This is a genomic window from Granulicella sp. S190 (assembly GCF_009766095.1).
Taxonomy (GTDB): Bacteria; Acidobacteriota; Terriglobia; order Terriglobales; family Acidobacteriaceae; genus Edaphobacter.
In genome coordinates, this window is the sequence record NZ_LMUD01000047.1 from 51,360 (window position 1) to 67,402 (window position 16,043).

At 59.7% G+C, this 16,043-nt stretch carries 14 protein-coding genes; 5 read left to right on the forward strand and 9 right to left on the reverse strand.

Annotated elements, in window-relative coordinates; genetic code table 11:
• Positions 1 to 65: 65 nt before the first annotated feature.
• The 6 genes from rlmD to GSQ94_RS19940 form a co-directional block, all read right to left on the reverse strand.
• Positions 66 to 1,370: a 23S rRNA (uracil(1939)-C(5))-methyltransferase RlmD gene (gene rlmD, locus GSQ94_RS19915; RefSeq protein ID WP_158945664.1), complete on the reverse strand. Its 1,305-nt coding sequence runs from the start codon at positions 1,368 to 1,370 to the stop codon at positions 66 to 68.
• The gene (locus GSQ94_RS19920; protein ID WP_158945666.1) at positions 1,367 to 2,083 is read right to left on the reverse strand and encodes a hypothetical protein; all 717 of its coding nucleotides are present in this window, start codon (positions 2,081 to 2,083) and stop codon (positions 1,367 to 1,369) included. The genes rlmD and GSQ94_RS19920 overlap by 4 nt, the downstream gene beginning before the upstream one ends.
• Before the next feature lie 61 nt (positions 2,084 to 2,144).
• The gene (locus tag GSQ94_RS19925) at positions 2,145 to 2,960 is read right to left on the reverse strand and encodes a type III pantothenate kinase (protein ID WP_158945668.1); all 816 of its coding nucleotides are present in this window, start codon (positions 2,958 to 2,960) and stop codon (positions 2,145 to 2,147) included.
• Between the two features lie 27 nt (positions 2,961 to 2,987).
• The gene (locus GSQ94_RS19930; RefSeq protein ID WP_254064019.1) at positions 2,988 to 3,806 is read right to left on the reverse strand and encodes a biotin--[acetyl-CoA-carboxylase] ligase; all 819 of its coding nucleotides are present in this window, start codon (positions 3,804 to 3,806) and stop codon (positions 2,988 to 2,990) included.
• Positions 3,807 to 3,813: 7 nt separating this feature from the next.
• Positions 3,814 to 4,698, reverse strand: coding sequence for a carboxylating nicotinate-nucleotide diphosphorylase (gene nadC / locus GSQ94_RS19935; RefSeq protein WP_158945670.1), 885 nt, complete (start codon positions 4,696 to 4,698; stop codon positions 3,814 to 3,816).
• A gap of 677 nt (positions 4,699 to 5,375) precedes the next feature.
• A complete protein-coding gene (locus GSQ94_RS19940; protein WP_158945672.1) occupies positions 5,376 to 6,326 on the reverse strand; it encodes an aldo/keto reductase in 951 nt (316 codons plus the stop codon).
• 371 nt (positions 6,327 to 6,697) lie between these two features.
• Between GSQ94_RS19940 and GSQ94_RS19945 the strand changes: the two genes are divergently transcribed.
• Genes GSQ94_RS19945 through GSQ94_RS19955 form a run of 3 tightly spaced genes read left to right on the forward strand, consistent with a single transcriptional unit; the run spans position 6,698 to position 10,799 of the window.
• On the forward strand, positions 6,698 to 7,999 hold the full coding sequence (locus GSQ94_RS19945) for an MFS transporter (protein ID WP_158945674.1): 1,302 nt from the start codon (positions 6,698 to 6,700) through the stop codon (positions 7,997 to 7,999).
• Positions 7,996 to 9,987 (forward strand): YjhG/YagF family D-xylonate dehydratase, encoded by a 1,992-nt coding sequence (locus GSQ94_RS19950; protein ID WP_305794725.1) that lies wholly within the window; start codon positions 7,996 to 7,998, stop codon positions 9,985 to 9,987. Before GSQ94_RS19945 ends, GSQ94_RS19950 begins: the two co-directional genes overlap by 4 nt.
• Entirely contained in the window at positions 9,984 to 10,799 is an 816-nt protein-coding gene (locus GSQ94_RS19955) for a fumarylacetoacetate hydrolase family protein (RefSeq protein ID WP_158945676.1), read from the forward strand. Before GSQ94_RS19950 ends, GSQ94_RS19955 begins: the two co-directional genes overlap by 4 nt.
• Positions 10,800 to 10,804: 5 nt before the next feature.
• Here GSQ94_RS19955 and GSQ94_RS19960 read toward each other — a convergent pair whose 3' ends face one another.
• Complete coding sequence (locus GSQ94_RS19960) at positions 10,805 to 12,415, reverse strand: aldehyde dehydrogenase (NADP(+)) (protein ID WP_158945678.1); 1,611 nt, start codon at positions 12,413 to 12,415, stop codon at positions 10,805 to 10,807.
• Here GSQ94_RS19960 and GSQ94_RS19965 point away from each other — a divergent pair.
• The gene (locus GSQ94_RS19965) at positions 12,410 to 12,760 is read left to right on the forward strand and encodes a tyrosine-type recombinase/integrase (protein WP_158945680.1); all 351 of its coding nucleotides are present in this window, start codon (positions 12,410 to 12,412) and stop codon (positions 12,758 to 12,760) included. The two genes, GSQ94_RS19960 and GSQ94_RS19965, sit on opposite strands and share 6 nt — an antisense overlap.
• A 62-nt stretch (positions 12,761 to 12,822) precedes the next feature.
• On the opposite strand, the gene GSQ94_RS19970 is transcribed toward GSQ94_RS19965, so the two are convergent.
• A complete protein-coding gene (locus tag GSQ94_RS19970; RefSeq protein WP_158945682.1) occupies positions 12,823 to 13,776 on the reverse strand; it encodes an NAD(P)-dependent alcohol dehydrogenase in 954 nt (317 codons plus the stop codon).
• Positions 13,777 to 14,243: 467 nt separating this feature from the next.
• Between GSQ94_RS19970 and GSQ94_RS19975 the strand changes: the two genes are divergently transcribed.
• A complete protein-coding gene (locus GSQ94_RS19975) occupies positions 14,244 to 14,744 on the forward strand; it encodes a VOC family protein (protein WP_158945684.1) in 501 nt (166 codons plus the stop codon).
• Positions 14,745 to 14,803: 59 nt separating this feature from the next.
• On the opposite strand, the gene GSQ94_RS19980 is transcribed toward GSQ94_RS19975, so the two are convergent.
• Positions 14,804 to 16,009 carry a DUF2252 family protein gene (locus GSQ94_RS19980; protein ID WP_158945686.1) on the reverse strand — a complete coding sequence of 402 codons (1,206 nt, stop codon included), beginning with the start codon at positions 16,007 to 16,009 and terminating at the stop codon, positions 14,804 to 14,806.
• Positions 16,010 to 16,043 lie beyond the last annotated feature (34 nt).

Below are 16,043 nucleotides of genomic sequence, written 5' to 3' on the forward strand. Positions count from 1 at the left end.
TCCGGTCTTCAAAGCTCTGCCTGCGGACCGCACTATCGACTATTTCACCACAAATCTGACCAGGCCTATCTACGCAGAACCACGACTGTCTCCAGATGAAACGTCTGAGGAAACAGGTCCACGCTATGCAGCTGCTCCACTCTGTATCCCGCATCGACCAGCATTTTGAGATCTCGACCCAGTGTTACGGGATCGCAGGAGACATAGACGAGCTCTGGTGCTGACACCCGCGCCAACAAAGAGCAGACTTCAGCTCCGACACCGGCCCGCGGAGGATCCATGACGATCAACTGCGGCCGGTCCCTCTGCACGGCGGTGTGACGGAGGAATTCAACTGCCGTCGCTTCCACGGCTCGTTTGCCTGGTCCCTTAAAGGAGTTGACGAGATCGCTCCCGGCGACTTCGACTGCTACAACCTGTGCGAACTTTTTCGCCAGGGCTCGAGAAAACAAGCCGACGCCGGCGAAGAGATCCCATGCCAAAGTGCCTTGACGATTCGTCGCCACGATCTCGACAAGCTCATCGACGAGAAAGCGGTTCACCTGAAAGAAGCCGCCTCGGCTGACCCAATAGTCTTCGCCTGCTGCGTGATAGCTCAAGCCGCTCGCTCCCCAACTCTCCAGCGGATACGGCTTCTGGATCTGGCGCTGCGGCCCCGGGGGCTTGATGAGAGACGAGCCGGCGCCCACCAGTTCGGGCACAAGCTGCTTCATGCGTTCGCAAAATGAAGCGAGACCCGGCTGCTGCTGCTTCAGAACGAAAAGACTCATTTGAAGCTTCGTTTCGTCGCCGCTTGTAAAGAGCTCTATGTCAGAGACGTTATCGATCCAGCGTTGGATCATGGAATCTTCCACGGCTGCCTGCAGCACGGACTGTGCCGCGCGCCATAGCAAGGGCGCGGTAATGGGGCACTCCTGAATCGGAAGAAATTCATTGGTGCCGCGACGGTTGTAGCCAACACGCAGGGTCGAGTCTACTTTTTTCACTCGCAGGCGCATTCGATTTCTGTAGCCCCACGGGTCTGCGGTATGGCTCTGAATCTCCGGCAGCGTCTTCAATCCAGCACGTTCCAGCGTCTCACGCAGAATGGAGATCTTGATCTTCTTCTGTGCCGGATAGTCAGCGTGCTGGTAGTGGCATCCACCACACTCTCCGAAGTGTACGCATCGCGGCTGGACGCGGTCGCCGGACGCATCAAGCACGTGCAGCAGAGAAGCTTCGTTAGATTTGTTCTGTTCGAGGAGGCTGGCTTCGATCAGCTCTCCCTGTAGGGTGAATGGCACAAGAACCGCCTCTCCGGCTGCTGTTCCTTCGGAAAGGTGGGCCACGCCTGGGCCGCCGTAAACTAATTTCTCAATTTGTAACTTCATTCGTGGCTCATATAGAAGAGGCTGAGACGGGGTAGTTTACGCGCTTCTAGCATTCGTTTCTGCAAAAACTGCTGCTGAACCTGCTTGATCTGCACCGCTTGCATCTTGCCGCGGTAGGGTGCCAACTCCCTGGCCGCCTGTTCGCGAAGAGCTACCATCTCCTCCTCCGGCGCTGCTGTCATCAGCGCCGCAAACAGCTTCTCTTCGAGCACGCTCAACGTTCTATCAAGCTCTTCGAGGGAGCGAATTGGTTCGGTGCGCAGGCCGATTGCTAAAGCGCGGAGGCGCCCTGCGACCTCATCGGCTGTCACCTCTGCAGGTGGAGGAAGCTTCGCCTGCTCAACAGCCGCGGCATTGTTCTCGAGGTATCTGGCTACACGTTCGGCCTCGAAACCGCTCTCTACTACTTCGGCTCCGGCAGCTGGCGCGGTGCCGATGGAAGCTTCCATCGCCTGCTCCACCGCCTCCATCACGCTCTGCGCACACCAAGCGAGGCCGTTCACCTTGCGCGTCCTGCCGGTAGCGCGCAGAGCCTTCGCGTCGTGCTTGTCGAAGGCACTATCAATGCCGCGCAGTACGGCTTCGAGCGGGATGCCGGCCTCGCGCCAGGTCTCAATGAGTGCCCAGTCGAGCGTGGAGAGCATCAGGAGCGAGCCGCGTCGTTGCTGAAAACGCTCTTCGATCTCCGTAAAATAGTTGAAGTAGTTTTGCATCCGCTCTTACAGTTTAAGCCAGCGCAGGGGAGCGTGCCTGAACGTGTTTTGCAGATCCGGTTCAGCGTTTACGATGCCGGTCGAGATTGCGTTCGTAGATGAGGCGCAGTCCGGTCAGGGTCAACATCTCGTCTACGGCGCCGATATACTTCGATCCGCTGGCGATCAGCCTTGCAAGGCCGCCTGTGGCTACTGTTTTGGTCTCAGGCCCCATCTCGGCGATCATGCGTTCGAGGATTCCGTCGACGAGCCCGATGTAACCGTAGTAGAGGCCGATCTGAATGTTGTCAACCGTTCCGGTTCCGATGACCTTTGCCGGTTTTTTTATGTCGATTCGCGGCAGACGCGCAGCGCGCGCAAACAGGGCATCGGCAGAGATGCCGAGTCCGGGAGCGATGGCGCCACCCAGGAACTCCCCTTTTTTTGAAAGCACATCGAAGGTCGTGGCTGTGCCCATATCTACTACGATGCAAGGGCCGCCGAAGCGCTCGAACGCCGCGACGCAGTTGACGATCCGGTCCGCGCCCAACTCTGCGGGATTGTCCGTCAATACGGGTATGCCGGTTTTCACGCCAGGTTCGATGAAGACCGGTTTTACATGGAAGTAGAGGTCGCAGACCTGCCGCAGAGTAGAGTCCAGAGGCGGCACTACCGAGGAGATTGCGATGCCGTCGACGGAGCTGATCTCCAGTCCCTTGAGGGAGAATAAATTGTGTAGCAGAATGCCGAACTCGTCACTGGTCTGCTTCGACGAAGGCGTCGTGATGCGCCAGTTCGCCACCATCTCCGGCTCTTTTGTTGGCGTGGTCGTTTCGCCGGTCAGCCGGTAGAGCCCAAGAACGGTGTTGGTGTTGCCGACATCCATTGCCAGTAGCATTGCTGCCTCTCCTGCTGTGATTGCTGTTTAGTACGGACGAACGCCGCCCGAGAGAACGGTATGCAGCTTTCCATCGTCTCCTGCGACACGGAGGAAACCGCGCGCATCCAGCCCCGTCGTCACGCCAGTATATCCGCCAGCTTCCTCAACGCGGACGCGCTTTCCGCAAACCCAGCTTGAGGCTACCGTGAACCTCTCTAAAAGTCCCGCAGTATTGGAGACTTCACGCAGCTCCTCTTCCAGGAGAGATATCTGGGTCTCAAGCGCCAGCAGAAGTTCGATCAGTATCGTTTGCCTGGACCAGGGTCTTCCGTCTTCGCGTCTGAGCGAGGTTGCGGCGGATTGCAGTTCGTCAGGGAAGTTTTGATGATTTACGTTGAGGCCGATGCCGATGACGGCGTAACGCAGCATCGCGGGCGCTTCAGAATGAGAGGCGCCGGTTGAGGTTTCGACGAGTATGCCTCCACACTTCTTTTCTTTGATCAGAAGATCGTTCGGCCAGCGAATATCCACTTTGATCCCGGTGACGGCGGCGATAGCTGACTGTGCGGCCAGACCTGTCGCCAGAGAGAGCCAGAGCGCGTCGGCGAGAGCCATCTGTGGGCGCAGAAGTACGCTGAGATAGAGGCCGTCGCCGGGGATGGAGTACCATCCATGTCCGCCGCGGCCTCGTCCGGCGGTCTGCTCGTCGGCTATCCACACGCTGCCGTGCGGGGCCCCTGCCTGCGCGGCTTCGAGAGCCAGTACGTTGGTGGATCCTATCGAAGGCAGGTGCTGCACACGGTCTGCAAAGGCTGTGGCGGAGAGGGCAGCCGCAACCGCAGAGAGGTCAAAGGAATCAGCCACTCTTACCTCAGTAGATGTCAGCGGTGATCCGCATGCTAAGGTCGACAGCGGCTGCGGAGTGCGTGAGTGCGCCTACGGAGACGAAGTCTACTCCGGCTAAAGCATAGGCGCGGACTGTCTTCAGATTCATATTGCCGGAGGCTTCGACAGGAACACCTGGCAGGGATTTGCGAATCAGTTTGACCGCTTTTTTTACCTGCGAAGGGGTCATGTTATCGAGCAGGATAGACTCCGCGCCGCCTGCGATGGCTTGATCCAGCTCGGGCTGACTGCGGACTTCGACCTGCACCACCTGGCCTGCTTTACGGCCTTCGAGCGCGCGTTGGAGCACTGTGGGAAGGCCTCCGCCCAGCGAGATGTGATTATTCTTGATGAGGATGCCGTCCTGAAGGTCGAGACGGTGATTGACGCCGCCACCGCAGCAGACAGCGTACTTATCGAGGGCGCGGAGGCCGGGGATGGTTTTGCGGGTGTCGAGGACCTTTGTTTTTGTGTTGGCCAGGGCTTTGACGAACTCGTTCGTGAGGGTGGCGATGCCGCTCATGCGCTGCATGAGGTTGAGGATGACGCGCTCGCAAGAGAGCAGGGCCGAGGCGTTATGCCGAATAACGGCGAGGGGTTGGCCGCTCTTGACCTTTACGCCGTCGAAGATCTCGGGGTGGCTGACGACTTCGAAGCGGCCAGCAGTGGCGGGGGTCATCTTGGAGAAGATATCTAGAAAGACGGGGATACAGCCGAGGCCTGAGACGATGCAGGCCTGCTTGGCGATGATGGTGCCAGAGGCGCGCAGATTGGGTGGAATGGTGAGAGCTGTGGTGACGTCGTTGGCTACTTTGTCTTCCGCCAGGGCAGCTTCAAGAATGGTGCGAATTCGTTTGCTCTTCCAGTCCATCCTGTAATCCTAAACCTCTTATTTTGAGAGAAAAAATCTCGGGTGGTAGCCGGGGTGGATTTCGTCGATTTCCGGCTGTTTTCGAGGGGGTTTTAGAAAATGTCGTGTTTTGAACGTGGTTTTTGGGTGGTGTAGACGTGGTGATTGGATGGTGAGATGTGGGGTTTGGGATGCGTTTTTTCGAGCGATGAAAGATGCGCCAGAGTTTTGAAGTTTTTTTCTGCAATCACAGAGGCCGCCCTAAAAAACTGTCCAGTAGGTCAAAACAGACCAGCTTTTTGACGCCGATAAGCCTAACGTCGGTTCTATAGCCCTTCCCCCACCCCTCTTGGTACCTCAAGACCAACCAGCAAGCAGGAGTCGACTATGAGTACAGGTTCTCTGGACTATATTCATTGCTTCCGAAACGGGGCGCACGATTCGGTTTGCCGGACCTGCTTCAAGACAATCTCCTCTCAGCTTTGGGAGAGCGACCTTGCGCGGGACGAAGAGATACACCTTTGCAAACCCGAACATGTGTACTTGTTCCGCCTGTACTCTTCGTTCCGCTTGTACCTTGAGTTGGATACGCTGAAGCGTAAGCCGAACTAGGAATCTGTCGCAGACAAGGTTTGGCTCCAGCCTCCACTCTTTGGCAGAAGCGACCGGCTCTTCTTCGAGTCGGCCGCTTCCGTTGTTTAGGGATGGTCGGCGAGGAAGCCGTTGATCTCGGCTACCTCTGCGTCGGTGAGACGGAGGTCGATGGCGGGCAGTACGCCCTCGACCTGCTTCGCGTTGCGGCCGCCTACGATGGCTGCGGTGATGGCGGGTTGGTGGAGCGTCCAGGCGATGGCGACAACGCCTGCGGAGACGTTGTGGCGCGTTCCGATTGCTTTGAGGAAGTCGGCTACGGCGAGGTTGCGGGAGAGCAACGGCTCCTGGTAGTTCTTCGCGTTGCGGCGGAAGTCGTCCTTCGGGAAGGCGGCGACGCGCTCCTTACTCATCGCGCCGGTGAGCAGGCCGGAGTGCATGGGAGCGTAGTTGAGGACGCCGATGTTGTGCTTCAGGCAGAAGGGCAGGATCTCCGCTTCTACAGTGCGGTTGAGCATGGAATATGGCGGCTGGTTCGAGGTAATGGGAGCGATCTTCTGGGCGCGTTCCATCTGGGAGGGGCTGAAGTTGGAGACGCCGATCCAACGGACCTTGCCCTCGCGCTGCAGATCGGCCATGACGGTCCAGCCCTCTTCGATGTCTTCGTCGGGCTTGGGCCAGTGGACCTGATAGAGGTCGATGGTTTCGACCTGGAGGCGGCGGAGGCTGTCTTCGACCTCGCGGCGAATCTGCTTGAGCGAGTTGGTGATCTCGCGCTTCTCATCCCAGACCATGGAGCATTTGGTGAAGAGGTAGGGTTTGGTGGAGGCGGATTTGACGGCTTTGCCTACCACCTCTTCAGAGTGGCCGAGGCCGTAGACGGCGGCGGTATCGATCCAGTTGATGCCGGAGTCGATGGCCTTGTGAATGGCGGCGATGGAGTCGTTGTCGTCCTGCGGGCCCCAGGAGAAGGCCCAGTCGCCGCCGCCGATGGCCCATGCGCCAAAGCCGATGGGGGAGAGGTGCAGGTCAGAGTTGCCTAGTTGTCTTTTGTGCATACCGACATTAGACGCTGGAGCGGGCGCTAAAGCTTCCAGGAGCCGATCACCTCGGCGACTTGCTTCTCTTCAGAAGCGTGTTCGTGATGACTAACTCTGGCCACTAGCCTAAGCTCAATGAGTGCATTGGCCTGTTATCGCCAATTGAGGATTCAACAAGATTGTCGGATCGAGTGGACAAGGGATCCCTGGCAAAGTGCTTCTCCGCATGTTTCTCGAAGAGAGATTGCATCCTAAGCGATCCAGTTCAGGAGGCGCAGAATGGACTTGAAATCCGCAGCAGATAACCTACAGTCGGGTGCAATTCCCTTCGAGCACATAGATCTCGCGGAGCGGTCGCACTCTTGTGCACAGAGTAGGATTACCGGAGCGTGCTAACCGCCAAGCCCAATCCGAACGCCGCTGAGCACAAGACTCGAGACCTCTGGCGGCGTTGGATCTTTTTGCTGCCGGCGGTCTTTGTAACCTATAGCCTTTCTTATCTTGACCGCGCCAACTTTGGTTTTGGTGCGGCAGCAGGCCTAGCCGCGACGTTGAAGATTACCGGGGAGCAGACATCGCTTCTAAGTGGACTTTTCTTTCTCGGGTATTTTGTTTTTCAACTTCCAGGGGCGGCGTTTGCCCGTCGGCGAAGTGCAAGCTGGCTCATCTTTGCGGCGCTCCTGGCCTGGGGCACCTTTGCCGCGCTTACCGGCGTGATCCGCGTTTTCTGGCTGCTAGCGCTCGACCGCTTTATGGTGGGAGTGGCGGAGAGTGTGATCTTTCCAGCGATGCTGTTGTTGCTGACCCGCTGGTTTACTCGCGCAGAGAGATCGCGAGCCAATGCGTTTCTGATCCTGGGCAATCCGCTGACGGTGCTTTGGATGTCGGTCGTGACCGGATACCTGATTGAGAGCTTTGGCTGGCAGCGCACATTTGTCCTTGAGGGTCTGCCATCGATTGTCTGGGCTTTTGTGTGGATCGTCTTTGTGAAAGATCGGCCGGCTGCGGCGAAATGGCTAAGCCGCGATTCAGCTGAGACGTTAGAGCGTGAGCTCGCCGGCGAGCAGGCGCGTTTCGGAATCGTGATACCTGCGGTGCGACAGGCGTTCGTACGAGCGGATGTGTTGCTGTTGAGCGTGCTCTATTTCTTTTGGAGCCTGGGAGTGTATGGTTTCGTGCTTTGGCTGCCGACGATGGTGCGGCGGGGCACCACGCTTTCGATGGGCAGAACCGGGCTGCTGTCGGCAATGCCATATGCGGCCGGGGTGTTCCTGATGATGCTGGTCTCATTTGTGTCGGATAAGCTCGGGAGCCGCGAACGGCTCGTATGGCCCTTTCTTTTGCTCGGCGGAGCGGCGCTTCTGGGATCGTTTCTGCTGTCCGAACGTAGTTTTGTCGCGGCTTTTACGTGTTTGGTCGTGGGTGGAGGGTGCATGTATGCGCCCTATGGGCCGTTTTTTGCGATCTTCCCGGAGCGTCTTCCGGCAACCGTTACGGCGGAGGTGCTGGCGTTGGTCAACAGCGCTGGAGCTCTGGGAGGCTTTGTTGGGAGTTATCTTGTTGGCTGGCTGGGGACGGTGACGGGCAACTCGCGCGCAGGCTATCTGCTGATGTCGGTCGCGCTGGGGATGGCCGGCGTCGTCATGCTTCTACTGCCCCCAAGCAAGACGGTACGGAGCGAGCTTTCATGATGAGACAGATTTCCTTAGCGGAGGTGCTTGAAAGTGATGCGATGATGTTTGCCGACGTACGCACTCACGCGCCAGGGCCGGAGGGCCGCCTGCCGGTCACCGCGGAGATGTTGCTGACCGAGCCGAGCGGGAACTTGTTCGGGTTGACGCAGAACGCTGGGATGGGCTGGGAGCCGTCGCGTTTGCTTGATCCGGACTATCTAATTTTGAGCACGCATGGTGGCCTGCGTTCAGCGGATGGAACGCCCATCGCACTTGGCTTTCACAGCGGCCACTGGGAAGTGGGATTGCTGGTGGCGGAGGCTGCGCGCGAACTGCGGAACCATCATGCAGTGCCATTCGCTGGAGCGTGCACCGATCCTTGCGACGGCCGAACGCAAGGGACGGCCGGAATGTTGGACTCGCTGCCGTACCGCAACGATGCGGCGATGGTTTTGCGGCGGCTGATGCGTTCGCTGCCGACGCGCAGAGGCGTCCTGGGAATAGCGACCTGCGATAAGGGACTGCCGGCGATGATGATGGCGCTCGCGTCTTCGGGCGCTCTGCCGAGCGTGCTGGTGCCGGGCGGCGTGACGCTGCTGCCGGAGAGCGGCGAAGACGCCGGCAAGGTGCAGACGATCGGCGCACGGTTCGCTCAGAAACAGATCACGCTCGAGTATGCGGCGGAGATGGGCTGCCGGGCATGCGCGACTCCGGGCGGCGGCTGCCAGTTTTTGGGCACGGCGGCGACGGCGCAGGTGGTGGGCGAGGCGCTAGGGCTGAGCCTGCCGCACACGGCGCTTGGTCCGAGTGGGCAGCCGATCTGGCTGGATGCGGCGACGCGCTCTGCGCGGGCTTTGTTGCGGCTGACCGCGATGCATTGGGGAACACGCGATGTGTTGACCGACGCCGCGGTCCGAAACGCAATGGTGGTATATGCCGCATTTGGCGGGTCGACGAATCTGCTGCTGCATGTACCGGCGATCGCCCATGCGGCCGGCTTGCGCAGGCCGATGCGCGCCGACTGGGAGGCCGCGATGCGCGAAACACCACGGCTGGTCGACGCGCTGCCGAACGGGCCAGGGAATTTCGCCACGGTGCAGGTCTTTTTGGCCGGAGGCGTACCCGAGGTGATGCTCCATCTGCGCAGGTTGGGTCTGCTGGATACGAGCGTGAAGACGGTCTCGGGTGAGACGCTTGGGATAACGCTGGATTGGTGGGAGCAGAGTGAGCGGCGAAGGATCTTCCGGCAGAAACTGTTGGCTCTCGATGGGGTGGATGCGGACCAGGTCATCCTTTCGCCAGAGCAGGCCCGTGCGAAAGGGATGACATCTACCGTATGTTTTCCTGTAGGAAATCTGGCCCCGGAGGGCAGCGTCATCAAGAGTACGTCCATCGACCCAGCGCTGATGGATGGGGATGACGTCTATCGGCACGAAGGTCCTGCACGGGTATTTTGTACCGAAGCTGCGGCGATTGCGGCGATCAAGGCTGGCGAGGTGGGACATGGCGATGTGATCGTGCTGATATGCGGCGGGCCGGCAGGTGCAGGCATGCAGGAGATCTACCAAGTGACGTCGGCCTTGAAGAACCTGCCGTTCTGCCGCCATGTTGCCGTGCTGACGGATGCGCGCTTCAGCGGAGTCTCGACAGGCGCGTGTGTGGGGCATATCTCGCCAGAGGCGCTTGCCGGCGGCCCGATCGGTAAGGCTCTGGAGGGCGATTGGATTGAGATCGTGGTCGACCGCAAGCGGTTGGACGGAACCATTAATCTGATCGGCGAGGGGGCGGAGCGTTTTTCGCCTGAAGAGGGCGCAAGGCGGCTGGCGGCGCGACAACCAAGGACTGACCTGCGACCGCATCCTGCGCTGCCTGCCGACACGCGTCTTTGGGCGGCTCTAGTGCAGTCCAGTGGCGGGGTCTGGGGTGGCTGCGTCTACGATACCGACGCGATTGTGGCTCAGCTGCAACGAGGATTCCAAGCAGGTTCAAAGGGAGATGAGCGATGAAACTCTACCGGATGAGTACGGGTTCGTTTGTTGAGGAAGGCGGACGGTTCTTCGAGGTCGAAGGCGTGAGTTGGGACGAACTGATAGCGACTCCAGGGCTGCTCGAGCGAGCGCGACGGGCAATCACTGGGGCGCCCCGGAGCGTGCATGAGGATAACGCGCTTGCGCCGGTGGTTGGACAGGAGGTCTGGGCCGCAGGCGTAACGTACTATCGCAGCCGCAGCGCGCGGATCGAGGAGTCGAAGGGAGCAGGATTGTTCTACGACCATGTGTATCAGGCGGAGCGTCCGGAGCTGTTCTTCAAGGCGAACGGGCACCAGGTAATTGGGCCGGGAGGAACGGTGCGCATTCGCCGGGATGCGAGCTGGTCGGTGCCGGAGCCGGAGTGGACGCTGGTGCTGAATCGTGCGGGCGAGATCGTTGGATACACGATCGGCAACGACATGAGTTCACGCGATATCGAAGGCGAAAACCCGCTCTACCTGCCCCAGGCAAAAGTGTACGACGGCAGCTGTGCGATCGGCCCATGTGTACTGCTGGCCGAAGAGCCGTTCTCGCGAGCGACGAAGATCGGCATCCAGATTGAACGTGGGGGAGCGGCGGTGCATACCGGCGAGACGACGCTGGCCGAGTTGAAGCGCGAACCGAAGCTGCTGGCGGAGTACCTTTTTCGGGAGAACAGCTTTCCCAACGGCGCATTGCTGATGACGGGCACGGGCATCGTGCCGGGCGATGAGTTTACGCTCGCGCACGGCGACGTAATCCGTATCGAGATCGCGGGAATCGGTACGCTGATCAACACAGTTGGATAGCGAAACTACGCCGGCTCCCGGGTAAAGGCGCTGTCGACCAGCCGCAAGATACCGAGCGGGTTTTCCGGCTGGAGTTCGGAGGGTAGCAGCGTGGACGGAACGTCCTGGAAGCAAACCGGGCGCGCAAACCTCAGAATGGCACGCGTGCCGACCGAGGAGGATCGGCTGTCGGAGGTCGCCGGGAACGGACCACCGTGAACCATCGCGGGCGAGACCTCGACGCCGGTGGGATAGCTGTTGAAGAGGATGCGGCCCACGCGGGTTTCAAGGATGTGCATGAGCTCGCAAGCGTGTGCGAGATCGTCGGGCGCAGCGTGGATGGTGGCGGTGAGGTGGCCGTGCAGTTGTTGCGCGGCGATGAGCAGGTCCGCAGGCTCGCCATAGTGAATGAGCAGGATAGTCGGACCGAAGATCTCGTGTTCGAGCTCCGGGCGCTTGAAGTAGTCGGCTACTGCTACTGACAGGACGGTGGGTAGAGCGTGTACCGGACCGCCAGTGGAGGTCTCAGGTGGTTGCTCTCCGGCAAAGAGTTGGGCGCGGCTCTCGCTGACGCTCTGCCGAATGACCGAGGTGTAACGCTCCGCGATGCCGGAGGTAAGCATGCCGTGATAGCCGAGCGCGGTGACGCCGGTGCGCAGGGTCTCAAGGAACGATTCGGCTTCGCCCTGGGGAACGAAGATAAGGCCAGGCTTTGTGCAAAACTGCCCGGAGCCAAGGGTGAAGGAGCTTTGGAGATCAGCCGCAAGGTACGCGCCGCGCTCACGCAGGGCCCCGGGAAGGATGAAGAGGGGATTGGCACTGCCCATCTCCGCGTAGCATGGGATGGGTTCGGGGCGGGTGGCGGCGAGCCTCATCAGCGCTTGTCCGCCGGCAGAGGAGCCGGTAAATCCTACGGCCTTAATGGCCGGCTGTTGCACCAGAGCACTGCCGATTGCTGTGCCCGCGTCGAAGAGAAGAGCGAAGACGCCAGGCGGCAAGCCGGCCTCCCCTACGGCTTGATGGAGGACGCGGCCGACGAGTTCGCTGGTACCCGGGTGAGCTGGGTGTGCCTTTACGATGACCGGGCAGCCGGCCGCGAGGGCTGATGCTGTGTCGCCGCCAGCTACTGAGAATGCGAGAGGGAAGTTGCTCGCACCGAAGACTGCAACGGGGCCCAGCGCGAGGAGCATCGATCGCAGATCAGCACGCGGGAGCGGTTTACGCTCGAGTAGTGCGCGGTCGATGCGGGCGTCGACCCAGGAGCCTTCTTCAAGCAAGCTCGCAAACTGCTTGAGCTGACCGGTGGTGCGTACGAGCTCGCCCTGCAGGCGTGGCAGAGGTAGGCCGGTCTCAAGGTTTGCGCGAGCTACAATCGGCTCGGCATTTGCGGTTAGCCCGTCGGCCATGGCGCGCAGCAGTGCGGCTCGCTGAGTACCAGGCGTCGCCGCGAAGGTGGGTGCCGCGATGGCTGCGAGGCCTGCTGCGCGGTCGAGGTCGTCAGCGCATGCGGAGTAGAAGGCGGGTTCGAGAACCTCGCCGCTGGCCGGATTGACGGCGTGAAAAACTTCTCCGCGATGAGTGGTGCTGCCGTTGTCGATGAGCGAGAGACCTTCTAAAGCGAGCGTTGCCAGATGCATGGTGAGACCTTTCAGCTATGTGCGCCGTTCCGACCGCCGAGGGCTGCCGACGGCTGCTCAACCTATTATGCGACTTATCGTTTACGAGGTTGCGACACTGTCGTCGTTCGCTCCTGCGGCTGTGCCCGGTGCCTGGAGCTCAACCACCTTGCACCTCATGATCTTCGGCGCACCTGCGCAAAGCTCTGGCATGTGAATGGCGGCGAACTGGAGCAAATACAGTTTCTTCTGGGGCACGCCTCCGTCCTGACAACCGAGCGTTACCTCGGTTGCAAGCAGAACTTGGATGAGCCCGTAAGCGACCGCTTTGGAAGCCTGTTTTCGGGAGGTGTCGATTCGCGATAAGGCCTGATAACACCCACGTAGCAACAGCGTCTGTTCGACCGCTCCTTTAGGTTCTCGATATCTCAGAGATTGGCCTGAATCTCTTGATGAGGACGAATGGAGATAACGACCTTGCCCTTTGCATGTCCTTCTCCGCGATAACGGATCGCCTCGGCCACCTCGTCTAGCGGGTATTGCCTGTCGATGACAGGCACGATCCTTCCAGCTTCGAGCAGATCTTTGAGAACAAGCAGGTCCGCTGCGTTGATCTTCGCAATAAAGAAGCGCGTTTTCTTGTTTCCGATCAACGACAGCAGTGGCTTCAGTGACATCGCCTGGAGCATGCGAGCCAACCCGCCTCCAACCAACACAAAGGTTCCGTTCTCACTGAGCGCACGCCTGTAGTCGAAAATCGAATGATGGGCGTTTGCACCGAGGATCAGATCGTACCGAAGCCCACTTTGCGTGAAATTGTCTCGTATGTAATCGATCACATGGTCCGCACCGATAGCTCGCGCTCTGTCCATATTCCTCGTGCTGCAAACGGCAGTGACGTTGGCCCCAAATGATTTAGCAATCTGGATTGCAAACGTACCTACTCCACCAGATGCGCCGTCGATCAGAACATTCTGCCCGGGCTGGACCCGGCCATGATCGCGAAGACCCTGAAGAGCCGTAATCGCCGCGACGGGAACCGCTGCCGCTTGCTCGAATGAGAGATTGATTGGCTTCGGCGCCAGACCGTCTTCCCGAGCACACACATACTCGGCAAAGCCTCCCTGGCCTTTTCCCATGAACGACGCCCCAAACACGGCATCTCCGGGACGAAATCGCTTTATATCCCGGCCGACTGATTCGATGATCCCGGCATAATCAGCGCCTGCGATCTTGTGTGTTGGTTTGAGAAGTCTCCCCAGCTTCGGTACGAAAAACAGCGGCCCTCTAATTGCGAAATCGTCGAGTGGGTTGACCGACGAGGCAAACAGCTTGACTAGCACCTCGGCGTCAGAGGGCTCGGGGGCCGCGACCTGTCTCATCTTTAGCACGGCCAGTGGTAGCCCGTATTCCGTCGTTAGAATGGCTTTCAACGAGCCACGCCCCCTTCGACATGGGAGAAACGTAGTATAGCCGTGGCTGCCCCTTAGCGCACAGATTCTCCGTTGACGCAAAATTGCTGAGTCACTGATCGAGGATCGAGTAGGTCATCATAAGTCAGCTTTTCGGCAGACGAAATAAAGGGATCTTTCCCTTTCGACTACGCTCAAGGTCAGGATGACGGCCTTTCTTTGTGTGTACCTTGCCCATGGTGTAGAGGCGGCAGTGCTCGAGGTAAGCGGTCTCGTGGCTGGCGACGAGATGACGAGTCTGCTACCTTGCAGGCCGATGGACGTGCAAAACATACAGTAGAACTCAACCAGCTAAAAGCGAGCGATTCTCTGGACGAATCTCGCGTCGGCTTCCGATCGAGATGACCGTATAATTTGGCCAAACATGGAGGCCGTTGATGAAGATGCAACGCCGTGAAGTGCTTGGGGTGCTTACTGCCGCTGCCGGAGCGGCGCTACTGCCGGGGTCGGGATCTTTTGCAATCGCGGAGCCAACGCCCGCCGCGAATTCTCTGCCGAAGGAAAGGGTGACTGGTATCGGCGGCTTCTTCTTTCGCGCGCATGATCCCAATGCGTTGGCGCAGTGGTATCAGGACCACCTTGGTGTCTTCGTCACTCCGCAGAGCAAAGACGATCCAGTGTGGAATCAGCAAGCCGGACCGACGAGTTTTACGCCCTTCTCCGAGAAGAGCAGTTATTTTGGCGACGTGACGAAGCAGTGGATGATCAACTTTCGCGTGGCCGATCTGGACAAGATGACCGGCCAGCTTGAAGCAGCGGGCATCGCGGTGAAGGTGGACCCCACGACCTATCCATACGGTCGCTTTGCACGCATTCATGATCCGGAAGGCAACCCGATCGAGCTGTGGCAGCCGCCGAATGCGGTCGCTGTGAAGTAGGGTTCCGGGTTTGGTCAGGTCAGACTTCACGTGCGTAAGGACGTGGCGGGGAGCGAGATTCAGGCCATGGCGTAGAGGCGGCAGTGCTCGAGGTATGCGGTCTCGTGGTTTGCGATGAGTTCGACGACGCTGCTCCACATCCATCCGGGGGCGTTGAGGGTCTTCGACTGGTTTCGGTTGAGTGCGGTGACCCAGCGTTTGCGGGTGGCCGCGTCCATCTGGCGGGCATGCGCTTTGCCCACGATGCCGGCGAGGTAGCTGGCGGCGGCGACGGCCTCTTCACGGGTGAGGCGGTCCATCTCCAGCTTGAGGTCCTGAGGCATCAGCTCACGCAGGACGACGGGGCGGCCGAGGAACTTCGATGCGAGCATGCGTTCGCCCAGGTAAGGCGACAGGTTGCTCGCGCCGGTGACGACCCGCTGGGCGAAGTCCTTCGGCATGTCGGCGTTCTTTGCCGCGGGGGCTGCGGCGCGGACGGCCTCCTTGATATCGACCAGGCAGTACTCCTTGTCTTTCTTTGGGCCGACACCAAGCAGGACGGCGTAGCGAAGACGGCCCAGCGAGCTACAGCCCTTCATCCAGTAGGCGGCGTCGAGCACGCGGATCTTCGCGTCGTCGTCGCGATGTTTCAGCGAGGTGATGAGCTTGCGTGAGGCTTCGTTCTCGAAGAGCTTTGCGATCTCCTGCTTCTCTTCGTCGGAGAGCGCCCAGAAGCGTTCGCCGAGGGGGATGGTCGGCTTGACGTCTTCGATGCGCTCCTGCGCGAGGTGGCGCCACTCGCGATTGTCAGCCTGGCGCAGAACGACTTCGATGGGGCGCAGCTTCTTTGGATCTTTCTTCACCTTCTTCGCGCGATGCGGAGTCAGCGCGGCCTGATAGCCGAGAACCATCTGCTCCATCATGAGGGCGGTGGTGATGCCGGGGAGGTCGGAGCCGCGCGCCGAGGTGGCGAGGGAGAGGCCGAGACGGATCAGATCGTGCGCTGGATTTCCGATGACGGTCTGGTCGAGGTCGCGGATCTCGATCTCAACTTTGCCATCGGAGTTGGCGACAGGGCCGAGGTTTCCGAGGTGGCAGTCGCCGCAGATCCAGATGGGCGGGCCCTGAGGCAGCTTACTGGCGGAGTCGGCCTTGAGCCACTCGTAGAACTGAAGGGTGTTTCCGCGTACATAGGCGTGGGCCGAACGGGCCATCTTGAGTCGTCGCCGCTCTTCGAGGACAGCCTGACGGTCTGCCGGCTTGATCTCCAGTACTTTTTTTCGCATCAATCAGTATTAGCAGAAAATTCACATTCATAGT